This is a genomic window from Halopseudomonas sp. SMJS2 (assembly GCF_029866945.1).
Classification (GTDB): domain Bacteria; phylum Pseudomonadota; class Gammaproteobacteria; order Pseudomonadales; family Pseudomonadaceae; genus Halopseudomonas; species Halopseudomonas bauzanensis.
In genome coordinates this window covers 865,668-887,691 of sequence record NZ_CP123445.1, presented here as the reverse complement: position 1 = coordinate 887,691, position 22,024 = coordinate 865,668, and the positions used below count along the sequence as shown (strand labels likewise).

Sequence of the window (22,024 nt, the reverse complement as noted above, 5' to 3'; positions counted from 1 at the left end):
TGCCTATCGAGAAGATCTACGACTAAGACCTTCAGGTGTCCAAGTACTGGCAGGTAACACCTCATTTTGAGGAAATTTTCCAGCACCCGCAAAATTGGTCATTACGTTTATGTAGCTGACGCCGGTGGTCAGATCGATCCACACCTGAGAGCCTCCGCTCGGCCATCCGTGAGCATAGTCCATGCTGCTGATCGCCCAAGATAGCTTGTGGAAATTACCAGCCGCATCCCATGAGTCCATTAGCCCAGCGCCGTAGTAATCTTCATCGATATAATAAACGCGCTTGGCAGAAGCATGACGCTCGCCCGGTTTAAGTTTTGCTTCGACCACCCATACTCTATGCAGCTCCCAGCGCACGACTTCCGGATTAGGGTGTTTTTTCGAGGCCGCGAAGTCAGCAACACTCGCATTACGGGTCATCTCGGTATTATAAGGAATGTATATTTCTTTCTTTCCAACGAGGGTAAAGTCAAACTTGTCCATTTTGCCCATAAACAGACCTGTTTCGTCGTAGAATGCTGCCCCACCGGAAACCACCGTAGGAAAGTCATACTCAGCCTGTGGATTGACCCGTACACGACGGTTGCCTTGCTGATATTGCCATCCCTGATTTTTGGACTCGGTGGGATTGGAAGTGTAAGTTATCATGTTGGCGTCACCTGCAATACGTGCTGGAGCAACCTGCTTGATGCTTGCGCGAAAATAACGATGGCCGTTCTTCTCATATTCTTCCAGAGAACTACTTAAGTCATGGTAAGGAGAGTCAACCCACGTTTCCTGAATGGCTGCCTGCACGGGAGTGCCACTGGAATCGAGAATCACGCCTTGCGTTCGATTCTTGTAGTGAGGCGGCTTCGGCGCAGTCGTTACGTTCCACATTACTTCATAGCCGCTTTTCGGAAATGGGAAAGGCACACCGCCGAAACATCCCTTCAATGCCAGCCCATCATCTGAAGTTGTACAATCGAGAGCGTTGATTTTTGTAAGCTCATAAAACTTATCGGGATAAAACATTGTGCGATGGGTGGGATAGACATTGAGATAAAAGCTATCAGGAAAACGCCGGATCATTTCCTTGGTAGCTTCGCTCACTTTGTCTTCGTACTGACTTAAGTTCTCTGCCGTAATCTTAAAAAGCGGCTTCTCATCAGACAAGCTTTCGGATCCATTCGAATTATTCCACTCAGGAATTGTGCCCTCAGCATTACCCTCCTTAGTTGCACCTACCGGTGTTAAAGAAGCACCGAGCTTATCTATCTGCTCTTGTGGGACAGCCGCGACGGCAGTTGTCGAGGCAACAATAAAAAAGCTTGCAAGAAGACGTAAATCAAACATAGCTGCCACCTTATTTAGAAGCTGAAATCGTAAGTTAAAGAAACGTAGTCGCGGTCTTCGCGAGCCGCTAAAGGCCCGTTTGTCTGATCAAAGGGTCCGGCGGCACTCATCCCACCTAAAAATTTGGACTTTCCCCAATAATTAGTATAAGCAAGCTCTAGCTTATGGCGACGCTGATAGTCTGCGGCGACGCCTACCCGCAATACAGAACCACCTTCGTTAATTCCGCCTGTGGGCGCGTTTCCTTTTAGCCCTGTCTGCAAAACGATGGGGGCTGAAATATCGATACTTGGAAAAACTTGCTGCCAAGTTGGAGTGAAGTTAGCTGCGAAATGCCAAGCATGCTTGGTTGCGCATCCCTTTACGACAGTGTCGCTTCTGCAGCTCTGCATGGTGGCAGCACTACGGTAATGGCTACTGTTCTGTTTGACCGTACCCAGGCGTTGATACGTCAGCTCGCCCAGCAATAGGGCCGTGTCCCAAAAGGCTGTTTGGCCAAATAAAGTTGTGCCGTTTATTAGAAAGTGCCAAGTGTTTCCGCGAGCTCCTTCGTAGTCAGACGGGCTCGTGAATGTTGGCGACATAGACACCAAAGGCGTGTCCATCCGATAGGAAAGCTCTGCACTTACCGCGTGTGGGCCGATGTTTGTTGCGATGCTTGCGCCAGCTAATTTTATGTCTTCAGCATAAACTGTTCTTGCCCCAGGCGCTCCGTTAAGCGCGACCATCTGCGCAGCCCAGCTAGCACCTTTATCTGCAAATTGCCGATAATAAAACCCGAGTGTCGGTTCGTTGAGTATCGAGGGGCGCCAACGAACGCTCACCCCCCAATCACCCGATTGCGGCTCGTCGGACTCTACCCACGGAATCCCTGGTGCAAGAAAATCTGGGCCATTTAAAAGACCATCATTAAGACCGAAATAGGTGCCACCCTCTGGAACCCTAGACTGCCGCCATTCCAGAGTATATAAGCCAGAAAGCGAGACATTATTCATAATCTGCCAGTTTAAACTTATCTGGTTTAGGGGCAAGCTCGTCTCCTTTGCGGTTGCTCCAGGGGACATCGCTTGCTTAAGGCCATTGGAAGGCGTCTGCGCGAAGGCTACTGAGTTTCCAGCCGCCACCGGGAAGACCGACTCACCCCACAGAACGGCATGACGACCAACCATCAACCCCAGATCGGTATCTCCAACCTGAAAGTTTCCCCAAACAAAAGCGTCCAGTAACTCTCCGGAGGGCCCTGCATAATATCGTTTCGTGTATCGCGAAAACTTATTATCACGATAAGACGACGCGCCTGTCAGGCTAGGATGACTTTCACCTTCATCACCGTATCGCTCGTCGTACCACGCAGCAACGCTAACCCTACCGCCCATCATGTTTTGGTAAGTGATATCCAGCTCGGAGAAGAGGTCCACTCGGTTAGAAATCATGTCGCCTTTATCGAACAGATACTCAGCCTGGTCGTTGGCGTTGTTATTGGCTAGGTCAGAGTCTCGATTCTTTAATCGCCAGCCAGCGTTATAGCGAATTGTATTATCCCATCGAGCCTCCCAATCTGGGCTTCCGGTTTGAATACTCATCGCCTGTGCATTCTGGATACTGATTGCACTAGACACCGCTAATGCAATACTGCATATACGCCACTTGCCTTTCATTATAAGCACCTATTCTTGTATGAAACTTCTTTGGTACTGATTACTAATTCCACTTCTCCATACTTACCGAAAAGTTCGGTAAGCTTTAAACCCCCACAATTCCTCAGCAAGGCCTATAAAAATATATTATGCCCGCGAGTACGAAACCTTTATTTCAGCTCAATATACGAAGGAGGCAATCGCGAACGCGATTCCGCATGAATAGGTTGTCATCAGGTAAAATATGGTTTTGAATTTTCACGATAGGAGCTTCCTGCCCCTGAAGAGGCGGGGAAGCATTGCTGACATCATGACCTGCATGGGAACTGCCGCCAGTAAAAACGCAATCTCTGTACGCTTTCGACATAATGGGGACGATTTTTATCGCCGGCGTTCGTTTCGCGCATTGACTTATATTCATTATTTTTTTCTTTTTATTTTAGGCAAAAGATTGAAACAACACCAAAACGATCAATCTTGTTTTTTTATTTTACTTAAAGTTTTTCACTAGTGCAAGCATACAACCGGATTTAATTTTATATTTCTAGGTAAGGACAGAGCACTTGCATCCAAAGTAAAGAGCCAGGGAAACGCTAGCCCTAAATCGAGTACTCAAGTGCCTGATCGTCTGAACTTAGGTGAATACGTGTATCTTTTATTAGCTGCCCCAGACCTAGTTCATGACCGCGTCTTAGCGACTTCATAGTGCTTTGAAAAAGTACTCTAATACACCGCAAGACCTGCTAAATGCCTGGTTTATTGCTAGCTAAAACAATTCAGTCTGAAGATGGAGGCACAATGGTGCCGACACTGTCGACTTCATATTTGCGAACGTCGACACTTTCATAGCTGATGCCCGCAATAGCCTGAAGGAAATCGCGGATATGCGATGCTTGCAAGTGGTTATTCAGAGCCTGCTCAGACGCCCATTGTTCACAGATCCAGATAACATTGGGCTCCAGAACATCTTGGGAGAAAGAGTACAACTCACAGCCTTCCTCCTTGCGCGTTGCGGGCATGACTTCCTTGGCCAAGCAGATGAAGCTGTCCAGATCTTTTTCGACTACTTCAAAACGGGCGATAATGGCTTGTTTCATTGTGTGTCCTTATTGTTTACAGCCGTGCCTATCTGCACATCCCAGAAGGTGTCAGCATCATTTAGCGCCGACACCTGCTCTCAAATTACAGCACTGGCTTTTCATCACGCTCACCCAGGTAAAACTCGAGCCAACGATGAAAATACTGGTTACCTTTCTCGTTACGCCCAAAGGTAATGTATTTATGTGCTCCGGAAGCCATGCCCTGCTGTGCCTTCAAGCCCAGGTCATAATCTTCTACCTGCACAACGTCACGCAGCCAATCCATCATGGTTTCATTGGCTTGCTTATCTTCATCGGTTTCTGGCGCCTTGCGATTGATGAAGTGCAAAATGGTAGTGTTTTCACCGACCGTCGGGCCTGGAATCAGCTGGGCGATCTGCGTGATCTCCGGCGCCACAAAAATGGATGTATTGGGGAATAACGCGCGCACGAAGTCATACCCCTCATTCTCGTATTGGTGCAGCTCATCTGCCGGCACCTCTCGCAACTTGTCGATCGTACGCTGCGGAAAGCCGATCATTTGATGCGGCCCATGAGCATGGAACTGCATAACATTGGAATGCGTGCGCTCGTTGATGGTTTTCGGGTGGGCCGCAGCAAAGTGGTAGCCTTCCAGATAGCCGTCGTAGGCAATTTTCCAATTGGCGCCTTGGATCACTCGGTTACCGCAATAGTGCCAATCCTGAAACCCCAGAGAAGTCAGGTCGTCCAGCATTTCACCGTAAAAGTCCTTGAAGTCAATCTCAACACCAGGCGTCAACACCGCAAAGATCAACCCGGCCTCTTCATGTACGGGCAATTGGGTAAGAGACATTGCTGCCTTGTCGACCTGGCCGTAGGTGGCTTCGCCATACACCCGCTGCAGGCTCCCGTCATTCCCGTAAAGCCATGCGTGGTAAGGGCATGCAAACTTCTCGCACTTGCCCTGGCCGTCCGCCACCTTCATCCCGCGATGCGCACAGGCATTGAGCATCACGCGCACACTGCCATCGCGCAAACGTGTTATCAGCAGAGGTACACCGGCAAAATCCCTGGTCACATAGCGGCCGGGCTCAGACAGCTCACTAGAAGCGCCCACCAGCACGGGCAAGCGTTTGAAGATCTTGTCCATTTCTTTCCGCCAGCGCTGTTCGTCCAGATAACTGTCACTGGCAACCTGATATTGGCCATCCGCCATATCGGTGGAACGCTGCTCAACATACTCAATCAGTTTGGCGGCAATATGGTTGTAATCAGCTTTTTGTTTTTCTGTTTTCACGTGACACCTCTATTTGGCTCAGGCTAGCAATTGCAGCTACCAGGCATTAATCAACTGGCCGTCCAACCACCATCGACGGTAAATAACGCACCGTGGACAAAGCTCGCCTTATCCGATGCCAGCCACACCACGGCCTCAGCGACCTCCTCCACATTGCCGAGACGGCCTATCGGATGCAGCGCCAGTAACTGCGGCTCCAGCTCCTTGATATCGGGGCGGGCTGCCAGCAGGGCGGTGCGAATGACCCCCGGGCAGATAGCATTGATTCGGATATTCTGCTGGGCGTACTCGGTTGTCGCCGTTTTGGTAAGGGCAGCAACCGCGTGCTTGCTGGCATTGTAAGCCGCCGAACCCGGCATGACCGTAATACTCAGGGCCGATGCGGTATTGATAATGACACCACCACCCTGCTCCAGCATGAGCGAAATGGCCAGCTTCATCATGCGCCAGACAGCGACCACATTCACCGCCATAACGCTGGTGAACTCATCCTCTTCGATATCAGCAGTCAACGCACCGCTGGCACCGATACCGGCATTATTGAACAGGATATCCATTCCTTCCATGCGGCTGAGGAGTTCCTCTTTAAGCTGGCCAACCTGCTCAGGCGAGGTCAGATCACACCTGAAAACATGTACATCGGCTGTGTGCTTACGCGCCTCTGTGGCGGCAGCATCAAGTTGAACCTGGTCTATATCCACCAAAAACAACCGCGCGCCCTGCCGGGCAAATGCCAGTGCCGTGGCAAGACCGATACCGGATGCCGCGCCAGTTATAACAACTCGTTTGCTTGTAAACATCGTCAGTGCCTCTTTTTCTTATTTTATTTTCTGAACTGCGTCAGCATTGTCTGCATCCAGACATGTAATCTTTTGCAGTCTGCCGGGACGGGTTGGCCTACCTGCTCGCCAAACTCCGCAAAACAGTAGGCCAGCAAGTCGACAACTGAAACCTGGTCGCCCAGCAGGTATCTGGAACCCGGACTGTATTTTTCAAACCAGCGCCAGCCATCAACAACCTGCTGCTTGAGTTCGTCCGCAGACTCTACGAAACAGACTACCCTGTTTTTAAACAGATCTAAACCCTCGGCGGCACGAAAACCATGGGTCATTGGTTGGACAACCATGAGATCCAGTCGCCGCCACCACATTCGGGTAACCGCCTGGCTGAATGGCTCTTGCCCGATGAGCGCAGGAGTAGGATGCAGCGCTTCCAGATACTCGCAAATGGCCGTGGTTTCGCTGACAAGATCACCTGAACCGGTCTCCAGTACGGGCGTCGTGCCTGCGGGGTTCAGCTTCAGAAAATCCTGCTGGCGATTTTCGCCAGCAATAATATCCACCTCTTGCAGCTCAAGAGGAATTCCCTTGAGCTCTGCAAAAAGACGAACGAACCGCGGATTAGGGCCGATCGAATTGTACAGTTTCACAACAGTACTCCCCTGCTTCCCCGGCTCAGAATTGAACGCGCTTGGTGTAGCCGCCATCGATCACCAGATTGACCCCAGTGGTATAGCTGGACGCTGGGCTTGCAAGGAAGACCATGCTCCGTGCCACGTCGCCCGGGTTGCCGAAACGCCCCAACGCCATCTGCGATTCTGTCTGTTCATACAGTTCTGGCATGGCTTCCCTGATCGCCTCCCAGTTGCCACCTGGATAAGCAATGGGGCCAGGAGAAACGAGATTAACCCGCACGCCATCTGGGCCCCATGCCTGCGACAGCTGTTTGCCGTAGGTAATCATGGCCGCTTTAAGCGCATTAAAGGCCTGCGGTACCAGAAAAGTTTCCACCGCAGCAGTACTCGACATCAGCAAGACGTTACCGTCGCTGCTGGCCTTCAGGGCTTCCTCCAATGTTTCACAGCCAATGACGGCACCCATCATGTCGATCCGGAAGGTCATCTCCCAGTCTCCGGTACCCTGGGCACCTGACGAACTTGCAGTATGAATAAAGATGTCGCAACCACCCAGTCGCTCACAGGCCGAGGTCAGCCAGGCTCTATAGGCTTCCTGGTCATTAATATCGACCACCTCCCCGATCACCTTGTTGCCATGTTTGCGCAGGTCGTCGGCAGATTTGTTTACCTTGGCTTCATCACGAGAGAAAAACGCGATATCACAGCCTTCAGCGGCGAACAGTTCCAGTGCAGCCTTGCCCAGACCGCCGCTACCACCGTTGATGATAACTTTCTTGCCTTTAAGTCCAAGATCCATGGGTCATACCTCTTCTTGCTGTATTGAAGGGTTATTTGTAATTCGCTCAAGCGCTGGTTCCTTTGCCCACTGCAAACCTTTGCGCAACAACTGGAAAAAAATCGGAGATTCCCATGCACACCGGTCCACGTCAGGCCAATAATCCATGAGCGGGCGCAGGTCGTAGTGGCCTCGGCAGTGTCCGAGCGTCAGATAGAGCACCCCACCTGCGCCCATTGCGCGACGGTAGAGCACCGGGTGGCTCTGACTTGGCCACTGGTCCCTGACGAAGCCGGGCGTCTCGCCGCTGAACTCGGTGTCCAGCAGCACTTCTATGTCTGCACGCGCATCCACCAGATACTGCTCGTCGTGGATGGTGAAGTCGGAAATGCCCTCCACCAATGGGTCCTCGCGCTTGACCACCCGCACCTTGAACTCTCCTAAGGGTGGATGCGAGGCAAACTGGGTACCCAGAGTCTGCATGAACAAGGGTGCCCAGTCCGGCGTGTCAACCAGGCCGTTTTGCAGAAACTGCAAAATCGAGTTGGTGCCGTGCAAGGCATACCAGCGCCCTCCCCGTTCCAGCCAGGAACAGAGAAACTGTTGCTGTTCCAGGCTGGGCAAAACCTCGCAGGTATAAGTGACTAGAAAGTCCGCCTGCTCGATCGCTTTAAGGTTGCTGTAATCCTCGAACACGCGCACCCGGATACGCTCATCTTCGGCTAGCAACTTGAGAAGCTCCAAGCGCGCAAAATCGATGTCGTGATATTTGCCGGCCGCGACAAGCACGCAATCAATCCGTCCCGTTTCTTTATTACTCATTCATCTGACTCCACAGCCGTTCAGTTCCCTGGTATGCGAATGGCGGAAGCATTGCTCGTCACCATTCGCTTGAAAATCTGGATCAGCTGCCTGGTCGACCTATCGTGTCCTGCTTGGTCAGGCGCGGCAGCAAAAAGTGAGACAGTGCCGGCACCAGAATCAGGGCTCCCAGCATATTGCAGGCAAACATGAAGGTCAGCAGGATGCCCATGTCCGCCTGGAACTTGATCGGCGACCAGATCCAGGTAATCACACCGGCGGCCAAAGTGACGCCCACTAGACCGACAACTTTCCCGGTCGCCGCCAGCGCACGGCTGTAGGCTTCACTCACGCCATATCCCATACGCTGGAAAGCTAGCTGCGAACTCAATAGATAGATCGCGTAGTCAATGCCAATACCCACCCCCAGCGCGACAACAGGCAAGGTCGAGACCTTGACACCAATGCCCAACAGCACCATCAAGGCTTCCGTCAGGATGGAGGTCAGCATCAAGGGCACCAGGGCCACGATCAGCGCGAGGAAGCTGCGGAATATCACCAGACAGAGCGCTGCTACCACCAGGTAAACGTAGAGCAGCATTTTTCGGTTGGATGAATCAACAACGGCATTCGTTGCAGCGTCCACACCTGAATTGCCGGCCGCCAGAAGAAACTGATGCTGATCGTTATTGGCTTGCTCCGCAAAGCTACTGGCAGCATCAACCACACGCTGCAAGGTTTCGGCTTTGTGATCAGAGAGAAACGCCACTACAGGGGTCAGGTCACAGTGCGTATTAAGGAACTCGGAGTTCCACGCAACCGCATTGTTCACTTGGGAATCAATCAGCCCCTGATTATCACTGATAGTGCCCCACTTGGGATTTCCCTCGAACATACCTGAGGTGTAATTGCGAATCGTATGAGCCAGAGAGCTCGTCTGCTGAACCCCCGGCACTTGCTCCAAGTGCCACGCCAAACGGTCGATCTCCGTCATCGTCTGATAATCGCGACAACCATCGTAAGCAGTCACCACCATAACGGCGAAGATATCGCTGGATATGCCGTAATTGGTGGTGATAAAGGCGTTATCCAGATTGTAGCGCGAGTCGGGGCGCAGCTCAGGTGCGCCAGCATCCAGGTCACCAATCTGCAGATCACGTGAGGTGGTCAGCCCCCAGGCGGCTAGGGCAACAGTTGCAATAACCGCCGCTGAAGCCCAACGGCGGGTGGTGAATTTCTCCAGAAAGCGCCAGACATGTGTAAAACCGTGGGCCTCGCCTGTGCGCTTCTGCTCTGCCGCCAGGCTGCGCTTGGCGGCGCGCGGGGAAACACCGATATAGGACATCAGAATGGGGATCATGATCAGGTTGGTAATGATCAAGACACCAACACCAATACTGGCGGTCAGCGCCAATTCACGGATGACCTCAATATCAATCACCATGAGTACCGCGAAACCCGCGACATCAGCCGCAAGGGCCGTAAGACCAGCCAGAAACAGGCGGCGGAAGGTCAAGCGGGCCGCGACATAGGGTGAAGCGCCGCGACCGATATCCTGCATGATGCCGTTCATTTTTTGCGCGCCATGGCTCACGCCGACAGCCACCACAAGGAAAGGCACCAACATTGAGAACGGGTCCAGATCCAGCCCCAGTACAGCGATCATACCGAGCTGCCAACTTACCCCCACAAGCGAACAGGCGATGACCAGGATTGAGCTACGGATACAGTGCGTATAGGCAAACAGGATCACCAGGGTGATGATCAACGCTGCGACAAAAAACACCATGACCTGGTAAAGCCCGTCAATCAGATCACCGATCAACTTGGCAAAGCCAATCACATGAATACTGACCGGGTGTTCCGGGTCTGCCTCGTACCGAGTCCGGATATCTTCTATTTGGGTGGCCAACGCATGATAGTCGATCGGCTCGCCGTCAGCATCCTGGGATACCAAGGGTATGACTATCATGCTGGATGTCGCGTCATTGGAGACCAGACTGCCAACCAAGCCCGCCCGCATGACGTTTTGTTCCAACTGGGCAATAGACCTGGCACTACCGTCATATCCGTTGGGCAGCACAGGCCCACCCCTGAACCCCTCCTCAGTCGCTTCGGTCCACCGTACAACCGGGGTAACCAAAGATCGCATCCAAGGTCTATCTACACCGTGCAGGATGAAGATCTCATCATTGATTGCCGCCAGTGTTTTCAGATAATCCTTCTGATAAATGGTGCCTTCTTTGACTTTAACCACGACACGAATATTGTCGCCAAGGCCTCGCAAGCCGTCACGGTACTCCATGAAGTTCTGGATATACGGATGCGCTTTTGGAAGCATCTTGTCGTAACTTGCGCTCACTCCGAGATTTTTTGCCTGCATTATGAAGAAAGCAGTGATCAACAAGCAAAGAAGCAAGAATAGAGCCCGGTGATTGAAAATCCCTCGTTCAATCAGGCTGCCTGACCTATGATCAAAAGCGTCATTATCGCGTGTGGTTCTTATATTCAGGTTAGACATGGTGTTTATCATCACTTCTTGTTGTTGTGGGGGATCAAAGTAACTTTCTCGATATTCTCCAATGTCAGCGGAGACAAGCCTTGAACTTTCACCAGTGCGGGATAAAAACCGGTACCACCGACGATCGCCACGCGCTCATCGGCCAGGAGCGCCAGAGAATGAATACCCATAGTCTGGGGCAAGCGCCTCTTCTCGAAGCTTTTCCCGTTGTCCACACTGATGAGAAGATCGCCGGACAGGGTACCCAGCACGATAGTGCCATCTGACTTCACCACGCCGTTTGTAACACCCGCGTTGGTACCTACATTGACCTCCTGCCAGTTACTGCCACGGTCAGCCGAAGTCACAACTGTTCCTCGCATGCCGTGGGCGACAATGTTCTCGCCTGCTCCCAGTGCGCCAAAAAGGGTTCCTGTGTAGCCCGTCAACCTGAGGTCGAAGTATTCCTGCTGCTGATCGAACACCCAGACATGCCCCTGCTCACCCGCAATCAGCATCGATTCATTCCACGGCTGGATGGAATAAAAATGCAGCTCCATCGGATTGTCGATTCGATGCGACCATGGCTGCCAGGTTTCCCCAGCATCCCTGGAGATCAGAAGACGATTAAAAATGCCTACTGCGACGCAGAACTCGGTGCTCACGCAGTGCACATCCATCAGCGATTGCGTGCCACCGTATTCGCGCAAGAAGGACTCGCGCTCATAGAGAATATCTGCGCCATCAATGGATTGCTCCGCCACAGCCTGGGAATAGAACTCATCGAACAGCTGTGAAGCCTCCTTGCCTTCAAGCACCAATTGCCAGCTTTCGCCGGCATCCCGGGTCCGCAGAATCACGCCGCCATGCCCCACCACCAGGCCAAATGATTCATCGGCAAAGCTGATGGCTAGCAAATCTTCGCTGACGGGCACATTTGCCTGCTGCCAGTTATGGCCCTGGTCATCGGAATAGGCAATGTGGCCGTGCACGCCAACAGCCACCATCCGGTCGCCAACGGCGGCGATATCATGCAGCGTGTGCGATAGCGCCTGCGCCGTCGGCGTTGCAGGGCGCACCATAGGTGATTCAAATGCGAGCGCCCCGAGGCTGAACAGCGAGAGTGCCAAGAGCGCGCAGGCTCGCAGCAACGTCTGCCAGCAAAACTGTGAACACATTGCAGTCTCACGAACGAATGACTTTGAAAGGAAGGCGCCGGATGGCAGAAAGCTTGAGGCTAAGGGTGCAGGGAGCATGGGCTTACCTATATAAAACATTCTTGTACGTTTTTTTATAAAATACCGCCTTCATCCTAACTACACAAGTCTTGTATACGCTTTTTTGGTCGGGCCAAGATACGAAAAACCACTCATGCCAAACGGCAGAGTGGTTCTCTATTTATGCAGCAAACAGGACCTCAGCCACAGCAGGCCGGGCTTTCCGCCCGACCTGATGAATACCGCTACCGCAGCCCCTGCGTGGAGATCAATGTCCTTTTCGATCACCGAACATTTCAAACTTGTCCGGCGGTGCGATTACACGGTTCTTTTTCACATAATCTTCATAGCTTGCCACCATCTGACGCATCAGTTCCGGCTTTTCCTCAGACAGGTCTGTGGTCTCCCCCGGATCCTTGATCAGGTTGTGTAACGTCCAGCTGCCGTCGCCCTCCGGAGGTCTCAGGCTCAATATTTTCCAGTCTCCCGAGATAAATGCGCGATTGCCAAACAGCTCAAAACCCTGCCCTTCCATCGGGGGATAAATAGAGTCTGCTTTCCCGGTTAAATAAGGAAGCATGGACAACCCGGAGATCGGCTCCACAGTACGATCATCGAACTGGGTTTTCTGGCTATCGACACCCGCCATTTCCAGCAGCGTTGGTGCCACATCAACCATGGTCGAGAATGTACGTGTCTTTCGACCGTCGTCGATACCTGCTGCCGGCCATGAAATAATCAGCGGGACATGAGTACCACCCTGGGTAACGAATGTCTTGTATAGCCGGTGAGTCGCAGCGCCGGCCTGAGCCCATGGCCGGCCATAGAAAGGGTAGGATTCCGGGCCACCAAGCTTTTCATAGCTATTATCAAAGTTCGCTGCAACCCAGTCCGTTGCTGGAGGAAAGATCGGGTCAGTAGTGAAGTCGATGGCTTCGGGACCGTTGTCAGATGTAAATACAATGATTGTATTATCTTTTATGCCCTTACTTTCAAGATGGGACATGAGACGCCCCACATTCCAGTCCAGACGATCAACCATCCCCGCGTAGACCGACATCAGTTTGGACTGATACTTTTTCTCTTCGTCGGACAAACTCTCCCAGTCGGGCACCTTTCTGTGAGACGGCGGCAATGCTACATCCTGCGAAATGACTCCGCTCCGTTGAAGCGCCTGATGACGTTGACGACGCAAGACTTCCCAGCCGCCAGCATAGACGTCTTCATATTTGGCAATAGATTCAGCTGGCGCATGCAGGGGCCAGTGCGGCGCAGTGAAAGCAAGATAACCGAAAAACGGCTTACCTTCCCCTATGCTGGCATCAATCTGCTCTATCATCTCGGAAACATAAAAGTCACTTGAATAGAAGTCTTCAGGAAGCTTTACCGCTTTGCCGTCACGAAGATAGGTAACTGTCTCCTTGAAATCCGCATACCCTGAGTCATCGAAATGACTTCCTGCCCCTTCGACTAGAGCGAAGCTGCGGTCAAACCCCCGATTGCTCGGTAGAGATTGTTCGCCAAGGTGCCACTTTCCAGACATTGCTGTGGCATAACCAGCGTCCTTAAGCCGCTCGGCTAGAGTCGCAACACGATTATTAAGATAACCTTCATATCCGGGCTGCCCAACCTGAACATCGTCGAGGAACTCAGCCATAGTGCCGTAGCCAGTCTTATGCTGCTCAACGCCTGTCAGCAACATGGCGCGAGAGGGGGAGCACATGGGGGAGGTATAGAAATGAGTATGCGTCACCCCGCCCTCTGCGATAGCTGCAAGGTTGGGCGTGCTTATCTCACTTCCAAATGCCGACAAATCCGAAAAGGCGAGATCATCTGCAACGATGACAATTATGTTGGGGCGCTCACTTGGTTCGGATTTTTTGGGCTCTGGGGAGGGCGCCGCATTTACCGAGGTAGCAGCTATCGCTAAAACACCCGCGAGGGCCACAACAGTTTTGTGAAGCTGGATTATTTGCATTGTTTTTTCCTATTACTGCATCTGAGGGCAGTCAAACAGCTCCACCGACCATGGAACCCGCGTTATCGATCACAAACTCTGCGCCAGATACATGCAGCGAATCATCCGAAGCCAGAAACAGCACCATCTTCGCAACATCTTCGGGCTGTCCCATACCGCTTGCATCTTCAATCACTGTCAGTGCCAGCGGTGTGGCAATGGGACCTGGTAATACGCTGTTGCAGCGGATCGGGTACCCTTTTTCCCGGCAGTGAACCGCAACCGTATGTGAAAGCGCCAACACGGCGCCTTTAGCCGCAGCGTAGGAAGGTACCAGAGGATAGCCACGAATGGCGGACAAAGAAGACATGTTGATGATCGATCCACCGCGTTCACGCATAGCTTCGATGGCGTAACGGCAACCGAGGAAAGTACCGTCGTTATGCACCGCATTCATCCGCTGATAAAGCGCCAACGAGGTCGACTCGATATCGGCAACCTGAACAATGCCAGCGTTGTTGACCAGGACATCCAACCCGCCAAATTCGGCGGTGACGATGCCCATCACCCGCTGCCAGTCTTCTTCACGGCTCACATCATGATGTACATAGCGGCATCCGAGCTCTTCGGCCAAGGCCATGCCTGCCTCGTCATTAACATCGGTAATGATAACTTTCGCGCCTTCAGCCACGAACAGCTGCGCATCCACCTTACCTAGTCCGGAAGCGCCTCCGGTTATCAACGCCACCTTATTTTTCAAACGCATAAATCATTCCTTATTATTGTCTTAATCAACAGGAATCAAGACGAGGCTCTGGGCAGAGCCTCGCCAGACAACTCAGCGGATACCGCCGCCGGACATAGCCTGCGGACTGAAAAAAGTATCCGGCCTGCCGTCGGTTATGACCCAACCGCCGCCCATGGTAGTGTTCTGCGAGCGATGGTACGCACCTGTAGACAGGTCATAAGTCACGGTTTGATCCGTAGCGTGACCGTTGGCTTCGTAGAACGTGATCGGCAGGTTATGCGTGACGCGATAAACGTTGCCTGCCGCGTCAAAGTTGTCACCTATACCGGTACCCCAAAGATCTTCATCAAAATACAGCACCCGCCGGGGATATACATGGCGCTTGCCTTCTTTGAGCGTTGCTTCTACAACCCAGACGCGGTGTTTCTCCCAGCGCATGCAATCAGGGTTCAGATGATCAGGCGTTTCCGCGACGTCATCAGGACACACTGCCTGATCCTGAATCTTGTACGTGTTATAAGGGATGAACATCTCTTTTTTCCCTTGCAGCTTGAAGTCGTACCGATCAAGAGCGCCATAGAAAATAGCCAGCTCATCCGTTACCGCAACGCCTCCGCCAGTAGGGCTGGGGGTGTCGTAAGAGATGTCAGGCGCCAGCTTGACTCGCCGCTGCCCGGGCAGATACTGCCATGCCCGGCGACCTGTCCCCACCATATCAATGGAGTCACGTACTACCGTTTTCTGACCATTTTTGCGCGGCGGATCAGTGAAGTCGTTGCGCACCATCTCATAGATCGCGTCATCAGCAATCGGGCCGGTGTTCTTGGGATCGTAGATCGGATACTGAATACTCATCGCTGCGACGCCGGTTATATTTCTTCGGCCTCGTGCGTCGACCACACTCCCGGTGAAAACCGGCGTTTCAAATGCGAACTGATCAAACTTCAACAACCGGTTCCACATGACTTCATTACCGGTTTTTGGAAACGGAAACGGTGTCCCGGCGTAGCAACCTGACAGGCCAAGCTCATCGTTTACCGTTTTGCATGCGGTCAGGTTCTTTTCCGCGTTTTCAACGTACAAGTCAGGATAGGAAGCCGTGCGATGCGTAGGATAGACATCCATTCTGAACGTCGGATGCATACGCAGTAATGCTTGCATCCCTTCAGTCAATTGGTCTGCGTACTGCTCCATATTCTCGGAAGTGACCGAGTACAAGGGCTTTTCGTCTGCGAAAGGATCAGGGCGATACCCGGGCTTTGCCGGGTCATAGGTAGCCGGGACAGCGATCGGGCCGGTATAAGCAGGAATACTACCGTCAGCATTGCCTTCTTTCTCAGCCCCCCAAGGGGTGTACTTGGTGCCAATCTGGCTGATCTTCTCTTGCATGTCTTCGGCTTGTACCGAGAGTGCCGCCCCCCCTGATATGGCGAGAGCGATGACGCTGCATGCGAAACGTTTCATTATTTGACTCCACTTTTTTTTGTTGGATTCACGGGGCAGCCGTGTGTGTTTCGTTGGTCAATTTTCAAGTTGCGACTCTTACAATCACCTTGCCTTCGTTACGCCCCTCAAACAGCAAGTTGAATGCTTGCAAGGTGTTTTCCAGGCCGTCGACAATGTGTTCCTTGAACTGAATACGCCCCTCACCCACCCATTCCCGCATTTGGGCTATGCCCTGTGGAAATTGATCCAGGTGATCAGAAACAAGATACCCTTTGAGCGTTGCGCTACGCGCCAGGATTTGCCAATAGTTAAAAGGGCCCGGGACCGGGCCGGTGCTGTTATAGCTCGAGATGGCGCCGCAGAAAATGATGCGGGCGTCCTTGTTCAGGTTAAGTAGCGTGGCGTCCAGAACTTCACCGCCAACGTTGTCGAAATACACGTCCACACCCTGCGGACAGGCATTACCAATCGCTGCGACCAGATCGGACTCCGTGCGGTAATTGATCGCAGCATCGAAGCCCAGCTCCTCAACGAGCCAGCGACATTTCTCCGCCGTACCAGCAATACCAACTGCGCGGCAGCCTTGTATTTTGGCAATCTGCCCGACCAGCGAGCCCACAGCACCTGCAGCGGCGCTGACCAGAACCGTCTGACCAGCTTCCGGCTTGCCTACTTCCAGCAACCCGAAATAAGGCGTCATACCCACCGCACCGTAGATGCTGAGATAGTGCTGTTCTTCATCACCGGGCTGGAGCTCAACAGGGCCCAGTTCATCAGCATTAATAAGCGAATACTCTTCCCAGCAACCCATCCCGACGGCCAACTGGCCTGGACGAAAACGCTCTGAACGACTTTTCACAACTTCACCGATAACCGTACTGCGTACAGGGTTACCCAGACGAATTGGCGGCAGGTAACTGGGGCCTTCAGACATCCAGTCACGGATCGCCGGATCAATTGAAAAAAAGTGATTTTTATCAGGACCTGATCGTCACCTGGCTCCGCAATGGGACCCTGCTGAAGGACGACATCCTCCGCGGTGGGAACGCCCTGGGGACGGCGCTGCAAGATCAATTTACGTTGCGTCGTTAGCGGCATGGAAATACTCTTTTTTCTTATAAATTTATTCAGATTCTTCTGAGAGTAAAATAAAAACGAACCTGAACGTTTTTAATTAATTTACACCGCTCCCACTCTTACTTCAAGTCATCTGATTGTTTTTTAGCGATGCGGCCCCGCCCTTTGTCCGCGACCAACAGCCTTGCAGGGCAACGGCTGCTGGTTGGCTGAACCTGGCTCTAGAAAGGACTCATACCGCCATCTGCGGTATACAGCGATCCAGTGACATAGGAGGCTTCGGGCGAGATCAGAAAAGCGACCACAGCAGCAATTTCCTTTGGCTCGCCGTAGCGCCCCAGCGGCGTCGCAGCGCGATTAGCAGATTCCGCTGCCGCACCGTTACCGGAGTCGCGTTCTATCCGTCGCATCATTTCGGTATTGATTGTCCCCGGCAGTACCGCATTGACCCTGACTCCGCCTGACGCGGCTTCAACTGCAGCCGTACGGGTCAATCCGATAACCGCGTGCTTGGACATGACATAAACCCCTTGGGTAGGCGCGCCCATGATGCCCGCCAGAGACGACAGGTTGACGACTGCGCCAGCGCCCTGGGCCCGCATTACCGGCAGCACATGCCTCAAACCCAGAAACACACCGCGCACATTCACGGCATATACCCGATCAAGCACTTCCACCGACTGCTCTTCTATCAGCGCGGGAGTGCCTTCAATACCGGCGTTATTGACAAAGCCGTCGATCCGCCCGAAACGCTCAATGGCGGCATGAACATAGCCTTGCACGTCCTCCTCCCGAGACACGTCGGCAGCCACCAACAGCGTATGGCCAGCATCGAGGCCAGCGCTCTGTGCAGCCTTTTCCAAATGACTCTGATTAAGGTCCACCAGCACCAGCTGGTGGCCAAGACCGTGAAGATGCACCGCGCAAGCCAGGCCTATACCCCCGGCTGCACCGGTTATTACCGTGACAGGCTTTTCAAGCATGACTCAACTCCTGGGCAACTGCTTCGCGTATTTGATCAATGGTGGGTGGCGGCTCCGATATATCCCGCAACTTAACCATCAACTTGCCTTTATTTGCACCTGAAAAGAGGCGGGAAAAAGCCTCTACCGTATTCTCCAACCCATCAACCACTTCCTCGGCAAAGACCAGACGTCCTTCGGACATCCAGCGGCCCAGCGCCTCCCTTGCCTCGGCAAAACGGCCTTCAAACTCCGGCGCCATATACCCTCGAACAGTCAGGCTACGGGCAAGAATCTGCCAATAGTTGAACGGCCCAGGCACTGCGTCCTCGTTATTATATTGGGCAATCGCGCCGCAAAATACGATCCGCCCGAAGTTGTTCATATTCAGTAATGCAGCGTCGAGAACCTCACCACCAACATTATCGAAATAGCTGTCTACGCCTTCCGGACAGGCTTCGGCAATTGCGCTGGTCAGATCCGTGCAGCTTCTATAATTGATAGCGCCGTCAAAACCCAGCTCATCCACGATCCAGCTACACTTTTCATCACTTCCGACCAGCCCGACCGTGCGACAGCCCGCAATTCGGGCAATCTGACCGGCGAGAGAGCCGACCGCGCCCGCTGCAGCGCTGATCAGCATGGTATCGCCGGGCTTGGCCTTGGCGATATCGAGTACCCCGAAATAGGGCGTCAACCCTACCGGACTGAAGATGCTCAGGTAGTAGCTGAGCGGGAAAGGCGGGTTGGCCGGGATGCGTACGAGCTGCTCCGCAGGGGTAAGACTGAAATCCTCCCAGGCGTTGCATGCAAGACCGAAAGCGATATCGCCAATCTGGAAGTCAGGATGTGCACTTTCGACAACCCGCCCAAGGGTAGACCCTCGTACTGGCTCGCCCAACTCTATCGGGGCCATATAGCTGGGCTTCTCGCTCATCCAGCCCCGTATGGCAGGATCCATCGACAGGTAAAGATTTTGTATCAGAACCTGCCCCGGGCCCGGCCGACACAAGGAAGTGCAGCGCAGACGAATATTGTCTTCGCTCGGCACGCCCATCGGGCGAGACTCCAGGCAGAGCTGGCGATTGAACAATGCCATCAGAAAGGTCCTTTTATTATCCATGGGAAGTCTGACGTAGCAGGCACCGAAACAATAGGAAGCACCGCAAAACCGCCAGCGCTCCTCCGCCCGATACAATAGGTTACGACAAAGCTTAACTGCCCGCCTTTTCTTTCAAGGCACGCTCTATAGAAGCCCCAACCTCCGCACCGGATGGATTGCTGCGCAGCAACAAACCTCCATTTACCTGAAGGTTCTCCCCAGTCATAAAGCATTCATCGCTCGCCAGCCAAACCGCTGCTGCGGCTATATCCGACTTGGTTCCAATGCGGCCCAGCGGATAGCGCGCGGTGAAACACTCCCGGATGCCGGGGGTAGCCATGGCTTCAGCTGTCATTGGCGTCTCGGTCAACCCGGGTGAAATGCAGTTGGCGCGAATACCACGACTACCGAACTCATTGGCCACGCAGCGCACCACATGATCAATGCCACCCTTTGTCCCGATGTAGGCAGCATAATTTTCGATCAGTGCGCGGGTAGTGGCCGAGCTGATCTGAATAATGGAGCCGCCCTGCTCCATCCCCTCAATCACAGCCTGAAGAAACAGGAAGGGGCCTTTGAATTGCAGTGCAATCATTTTCTCCAGCTCATCTTCCTGTGTTTCAAGAAAGCCCTTAGTCAGCCCCCAACCCGCACAGTTGACCGCGATATCCAGGCGGCCGCCCCACTCGACTGCATGCGCCACGCTAGCTTTAAGCTCTGCCTTGGAGGTGATATCGGCGACGTTACAAGAGCCGCCAATATCGTCGGCAAAACGCGCCAACTCCTCAGCATTGCGGCCGGATACCACTATGCGTGCCCCCTCTGCAGCAAAGCGCCGCGCAATATCCTGTCCCATGTTGTCACGGGTGTCGGCGCCGAGAATCAGGGCCACCTTGTTTTCAAGTTGTTTCACAATCAATGCCTCCCCGGTATCTTAAAACGCGGTTTTCAAGGTCAGCGACAACCAGCCACGATCTTGCAACGGAGCGTTACCGCCAGCAGCGACTACCTGGCCATTCTCCCGTTCCCAGCGACCAAAATAGTCGTTGTAGGCAAGGCCGATGGTGTGACGCGCATGAATATCCGCCTGCACCCCGACACTCCAACTACCGGACCCTTCCGTCGCGCCCAATGGCGTTGGGGAGTTGCCGCTCAAGCCGTAGGCGAAGCTCACTGGCATGGTTATATCGACGCTGGGCAGCGCTTGATACCAGGTAGGTGTAAACCCAAGATTCAAGCCGATCGCATCATCAGTCGCGCAACCACCGTCCCTGGTGGTTGTGCACGCATAATCCTCATGATTGAACGTGGCCCGGCTGCCACTGTTGACGCTAACCAGGCGAGAATAGGACAGTTCAGCCTGCAAAGAAGCAGAGTCATAAAAAGAAGTGGTGCCGAGAAAGGCTACCGCGTTCACCAGCGCGTGCATGGTATTACCGCGAGCCAGCGAAGACCCGAAGCCGGTGGTAGCCAGCAGCGTGTTTTCACGGTACGAAAGCTCGGAGCCTACCGAGACAGGCCCTACCAGACGGTTATAGCTCACGCCGTATAGCTTCACGTCTTCCGCATAGGCGTTATAAGCAACCCCGGCAGCCGCATCCAACAGGATTGAGGGCATACGATCATCAAAGTTGCGGTAATAAAGGCCAATGTTACCGCCCAATGTTTCTGATCGAATCTGGGTATTTACACCCCAACTACCCCGATCCTTCGGCGTGCGGTAAGGGCCGCTGCTTTCGTCGCCGACATACGGGAAACCTACAAACTGTCCGCCTTGCAAGCTGACATTGGTTGCACCGAGATAGGTACCACCGTCAGATAAGCGGTGTGCATCCCACTCAAACAAATAGTTTGCTGCAACGCTGACGCTATCGCTGATCATCATGGAACCGGATAGCTGGGCTTGCGGAAGAAAGAGTTCCTTGGCTTCGACACCCGGTGTCGAACTTGCCTTTCTCAGGTCAAGTGGTCCCTGACCATACGCAATACTATTGCCGAACGTAAACATCGACTCGCCCCAATAGATATTGTGGCGGCCAGCGCGAATATTGAGTGGCATATCACCGACGTCAACCCGGGTAAAAACGAAGGCGTCCAGAATTTCCGCACCGCGCTTGTAGTAATGCTCTACATCACTGGTAAAACGGTCGTCTGGATACGGCGAACTACCAAAAGCAGGGTTGAAGCTAACTTCATCATCGTAGGCAAAGTCGTTCCAGGCTGCCGCGGACATCCGGAAGCCGTGATTTCTGCGATAGATAACGTCGAATTCCGAAAGGACGTCGAGACGGTTCGTCACGATGTCATGCTTATCCTTGTACAAGGTGGAGGTGTGGTAGGACGGTGAGTTTTCCAACGAGCTGTCGCGCCCCTCCATACGCATACCAATATTGTATTTCAGCGTATTGTCCCAGCGCACCGCTAGATCCGGATTACTCGTCGAAATGCTGGCTGCGCTTGCCGACAAAGCAGCAACCGAGAGCGCCGCACCACCAATAGCCTGATACAACAAACCGATGGATGGGCGTAAATTAGCTTTTTTATTCTTGTTCATGAAGTTCTCCAAAGTGACGCCGAATAAGCCTAATTACAAACAATCTAAATCGTTTTTATTTGACACGCCATACTGCTATTGCACCACCCCGCTAAATCACACGGGGCTTTTTTCAACATCCCGATAAAAATACCTCCC

General features: G+C 53.0%; 18 protein-coding genes and 1 pseudogene. All 19 read right to left on the bottom strand.

What is annotated here, in order from left to right; translation table 11 throughout:
- Positions 1–3: 3 nt before the first annotated feature.
- The 19 genes and pseudogenes from QAO71_RS04325 to QAO71_RS04235 all read right to left on the bottom strand — a co-directional run bounded on the left by QAO71_RS04325 (position 4) and on the right by QAO71_RS04235 (position 21,886).
- On the bottom strand, positions 4–1,335 hold the full coding sequence (locus QAO71_RS04325; protein WP_280165333.1) for a DUF1329 domain-containing protein: 1,332 nt from the start codon (positions 1,333–1,335) through the stop codon (positions 4–6).
- Between the two features lie 14 nt (positions 1,336–1,349).
- A complete protein-coding gene (locus QAO71_RS04320) occupies positions 1,350–2,993 on the bottom strand; it encodes a DUF1302 family protein (protein ID WP_280165332.1) in 1,644 nt (547 codons plus the stop codon).
- Positions 2,994–3,748: 755 nt separating this feature from the next.
- Entirely contained in the window at positions 3,749–4,069 is a 321-nt protein-coding gene (locus QAO71_RS04315; protein WP_280165331.1) for a putative quinol monooxygenase, read from the bottom strand.
- Between the two features lie 85 nt (positions 4,070–4,154).
- Entirely contained in the window at positions 4,155–5,330 is a 1,176-nt protein-coding gene (locus tag QAO71_RS04310; protein ID WP_280165330.1) for an SRPBCC family protein, read from the bottom strand.
- 50 nt (positions 5,331–5,380) lie between these two features.
- A complete protein-coding gene (locus QAO71_RS04305; protein WP_280165329.1) occupies positions 5,381–6,130 on the bottom strand; it encodes a glucose 1-dehydrogenase in 750 nt (249 codons plus the stop codon).
- A gap of 23 nt (positions 6,131–6,153) precedes the next feature.
- Positions 6,154–6,759 (bottom strand): glutathione S-transferase family protein, encoded by a 606-nt coding sequence (locus tag QAO71_RS04300; protein WP_280165328.1) that lies wholly within the window; start codon positions 6,757–6,759, stop codon positions 6,154–6,156.
- A 25-nt stretch (positions 6,760–6,784) separates the two neighbouring features.
- A complete protein-coding gene (locus QAO71_RS04295; protein WP_280165327.1) occupies positions 6,785–7,543 on the bottom strand; it encodes an SDR family oxidoreductase in 759 nt (252 codons plus the stop codon).
- Between the two features lie 3 nt (positions 7,544–7,546).
- Entirely contained in the window at positions 7,547–8,344 is a 798-nt protein-coding gene (locus tag QAO71_RS04290) for a ThuA domain-containing protein (protein ID WP_280165326.1), read from the bottom strand.
- Positions 8,345–8,426: 82 nt separating this feature from the next.
- The gene (locus tag QAO71_RS04285; RefSeq protein WP_280165325.1) at positions 8,427–10,844 is read right to left on the bottom strand and encodes an MMPL family transporter; all 2,418 of its coding nucleotides are present in this window, start codon (positions 10,842–10,844) and stop codon (positions 8,427–8,429) included.
- Positions 10,845–10,855: 11 nt separating this feature from the next.
- Complete coding sequence (locus QAO71_RS04280) at positions 10,856–12,001, bottom strand: YCF48-related protein (protein WP_280165324.1); 1,146 nt, start codon at positions 11,999–12,001, stop codon at positions 10,856–10,858.
- A gap of 307 nt (positions 12,002–12,308) precedes the next feature.
- A complete protein-coding gene (locus QAO71_RS04275; RefSeq protein ID WP_280165323.1) occupies positions 12,309–14,018 on the bottom strand; it encodes an arylsulfatase in 1,710 nt (569 codons plus the stop codon).
- A gap of 31 nt (positions 14,019–14,049) precedes the next feature.
- The gene (locus QAO71_RS04270) at positions 14,050–14,763 is read right to left on the bottom strand and encodes an SDR family oxidoreductase (protein WP_280165322.1); all 714 of its coding nucleotides are present in this window, start codon (positions 14,761–14,763) and stop codon (positions 14,050–14,052) included.
- Between the two features lie 72 nt (positions 14,764–14,835).
- Complete coding sequence (locus QAO71_RS04265) at positions 14,836–16,209, bottom strand: DUF1329 domain-containing protein (RefSeq protein WP_280165321.1); 1,374 nt, start codon at positions 16,207–16,209, stop codon at positions 14,836–14,838.
- Between the two features lie 64 nt (positions 16,210–16,273).
- On the bottom strand, positions 16,274–16,891 hold the full coding sequence (locus QAO71_RS04260) for an NADP-dependent oxidoreductase (protein WP_280165656.1): 618 nt from the start codon (positions 16,889–16,891) through the stop codon (positions 16,274–16,276).
- A 75-nt stretch (positions 16,892–16,966) separates the two neighbouring features.
- A pseudogene (locus QAO71_RS04255) lies at positions 16,967–17,155 on the bottom strand (NADP-dependent oxidoreductase); the annotation flags it as partial.
- Positions 17,156–17,489: 334 nt separating this feature from the next.
- Complete coding sequence (locus QAO71_RS04250) at positions 17,490–18,251, bottom strand: SDR family oxidoreductase (RefSeq protein WP_280165320.1); 762 nt, start codon at positions 18,249–18,251, stop codon at positions 17,490–17,492.
- Positions 18,244–19,329, bottom strand: a complete 1,086-nt coding sequence (locus QAO71_RS04245) for an NADP-dependent oxidoreductase (RefSeq protein ID WP_280165319.1) — start codon at positions 19,327–19,329, stop codon at positions 18,244–18,246. Before QAO71_RS04245 ends, QAO71_RS04250 begins: the two co-directional genes overlap by 8 nt.
- A gap of 115 nt (positions 19,330–19,444) precedes the next feature.
- The gene (locus QAO71_RS04240; RefSeq protein WP_280165318.1) at positions 19,445–20,245 is read right to left on the bottom strand and encodes an SDR family oxidoreductase; all 801 of its coding nucleotides are present in this window, start codon (positions 20,243–20,245) and stop codon (positions 19,445–19,447) included.
- Between the two features lie 21 nt (positions 20,246–20,266).
- The gene (locus QAO71_RS04235) at positions 20,267–21,886 is read right to left on the bottom strand and encodes a DUF1302 family protein (RefSeq protein ID WP_280165317.1); all 1,620 of its coding nucleotides are present in this window, start codon (positions 21,884–21,886) and stop codon (positions 20,267–20,269) included.
- Positions 21,887–22,024 lie beyond the last annotated feature (138 nt).

Excerpts from the sequence above, each read along its gene's own strand:
- QAO71_RS04325 (WP_280165333.1), bottom strand. The coding sequence starts at position 1,335 with ATGTTTGATTTACGTCTTCTTGCAAGCTTTTTTATTGTTGCCTCGACA.
- QAO71_RS04320 (WP_280165332.1), bottom strand. The coding sequence starts at position 2,993 with ATGAAAGGCAAGTGGCGTATATGCAGTATTGCATTAGCGGTGTCTAGT.
- QAO71_RS04315 (WP_280165331.1), bottom strand. The coding sequence starts at position 4,069 with ATGAAACAAGCCATTATCGCCCGTTTTGAAGTAGTCGAAAAAGATCTG.
- QAO71_RS04305 (WP_280165329.1), bottom strand. The coding sequence starts at position 6,130 with ATGTTTACAAGCAAACGAGTTGTTATAACTGGCGCGGCATCCGGTATC.
- QAO71_RS04295 (WP_280165327.1), bottom strand. The coding sequence starts at position 7,543 with ATGGATCTTGGACTTAAAGGCAAGAAAGTTATCATCAACGGTGGTAGC.
- QAO71_RS04290 (WP_280165326.1), bottom strand. The coding sequence starts at position 8,344 with ATGAGTAATAAAGAAACGGGACGGATTGATTGCGTGCTTGTCGCGGCC.
- QAO71_RS04285 (WP_280165325.1), bottom strand. The coding sequence starts at position 10,844 with ATGTCTAACCTGAATATAAGAACCACACGCGATAATGACGCTTTTGAT.
- QAO71_RS04280 (WP_280165324.1), bottom strand. The coding sequence starts at position 12,001 with ATGTGTTCACAGTTTTGCTGGCAGACGTTGCTGCGAGCCTGCGCGCTC.
- QAO71_RS04275 (WP_280165323.1), bottom strand. The coding sequence starts at position 14,018 with ATGCAAATAATCCAGCTTCACAAAACTGTTGTGGCCCTCGCGGGTGTT.
- QAO71_RS04270 (WP_280165322.1), bottom strand. The coding sequence starts at position 14,763 with ATGCGTTTGAAAAATAAGGTGGCGTTGATAACCGGAGGCGCTTCCGGA.
- QAO71_RS04265 (WP_280165321.1), bottom strand. The coding sequence starts at position 16,209 with ATGAAACGTTTCGCATGCAGCGTCATCGCTCTCGCCATATCAGGGGGG.
- QAO71_RS04260 (WP_280165656.1), bottom strand. The coding sequence starts at position 16,891 with ATGACGCCTTATTTCGGGTTGCTGGAAGTAGGCAAGCCGGAAGCTGGT.
- QAO71_RS04250 (WP_280165320.1), bottom strand. The coding sequence starts at position 18,251 with ATGCTTGAAAAGCCTGTCACGGTAATAACCGGTGCAGCCGGGGGTATA.
- QAO71_RS04245 (WP_280165319.1), bottom strand. The coding sequence starts at position 19,329 with ATGGCATTGTTCAATCGCCAGCTCTGCCTGGAGTCTCGCCCGATGGGC.
- QAO71_RS04235 (WP_280165317.1), bottom strand. The coding sequence starts at position 21,886 with ATGAACAAGAATAAAAAAGCTAATTTACGCCCATCCATCGGTTTGTTG.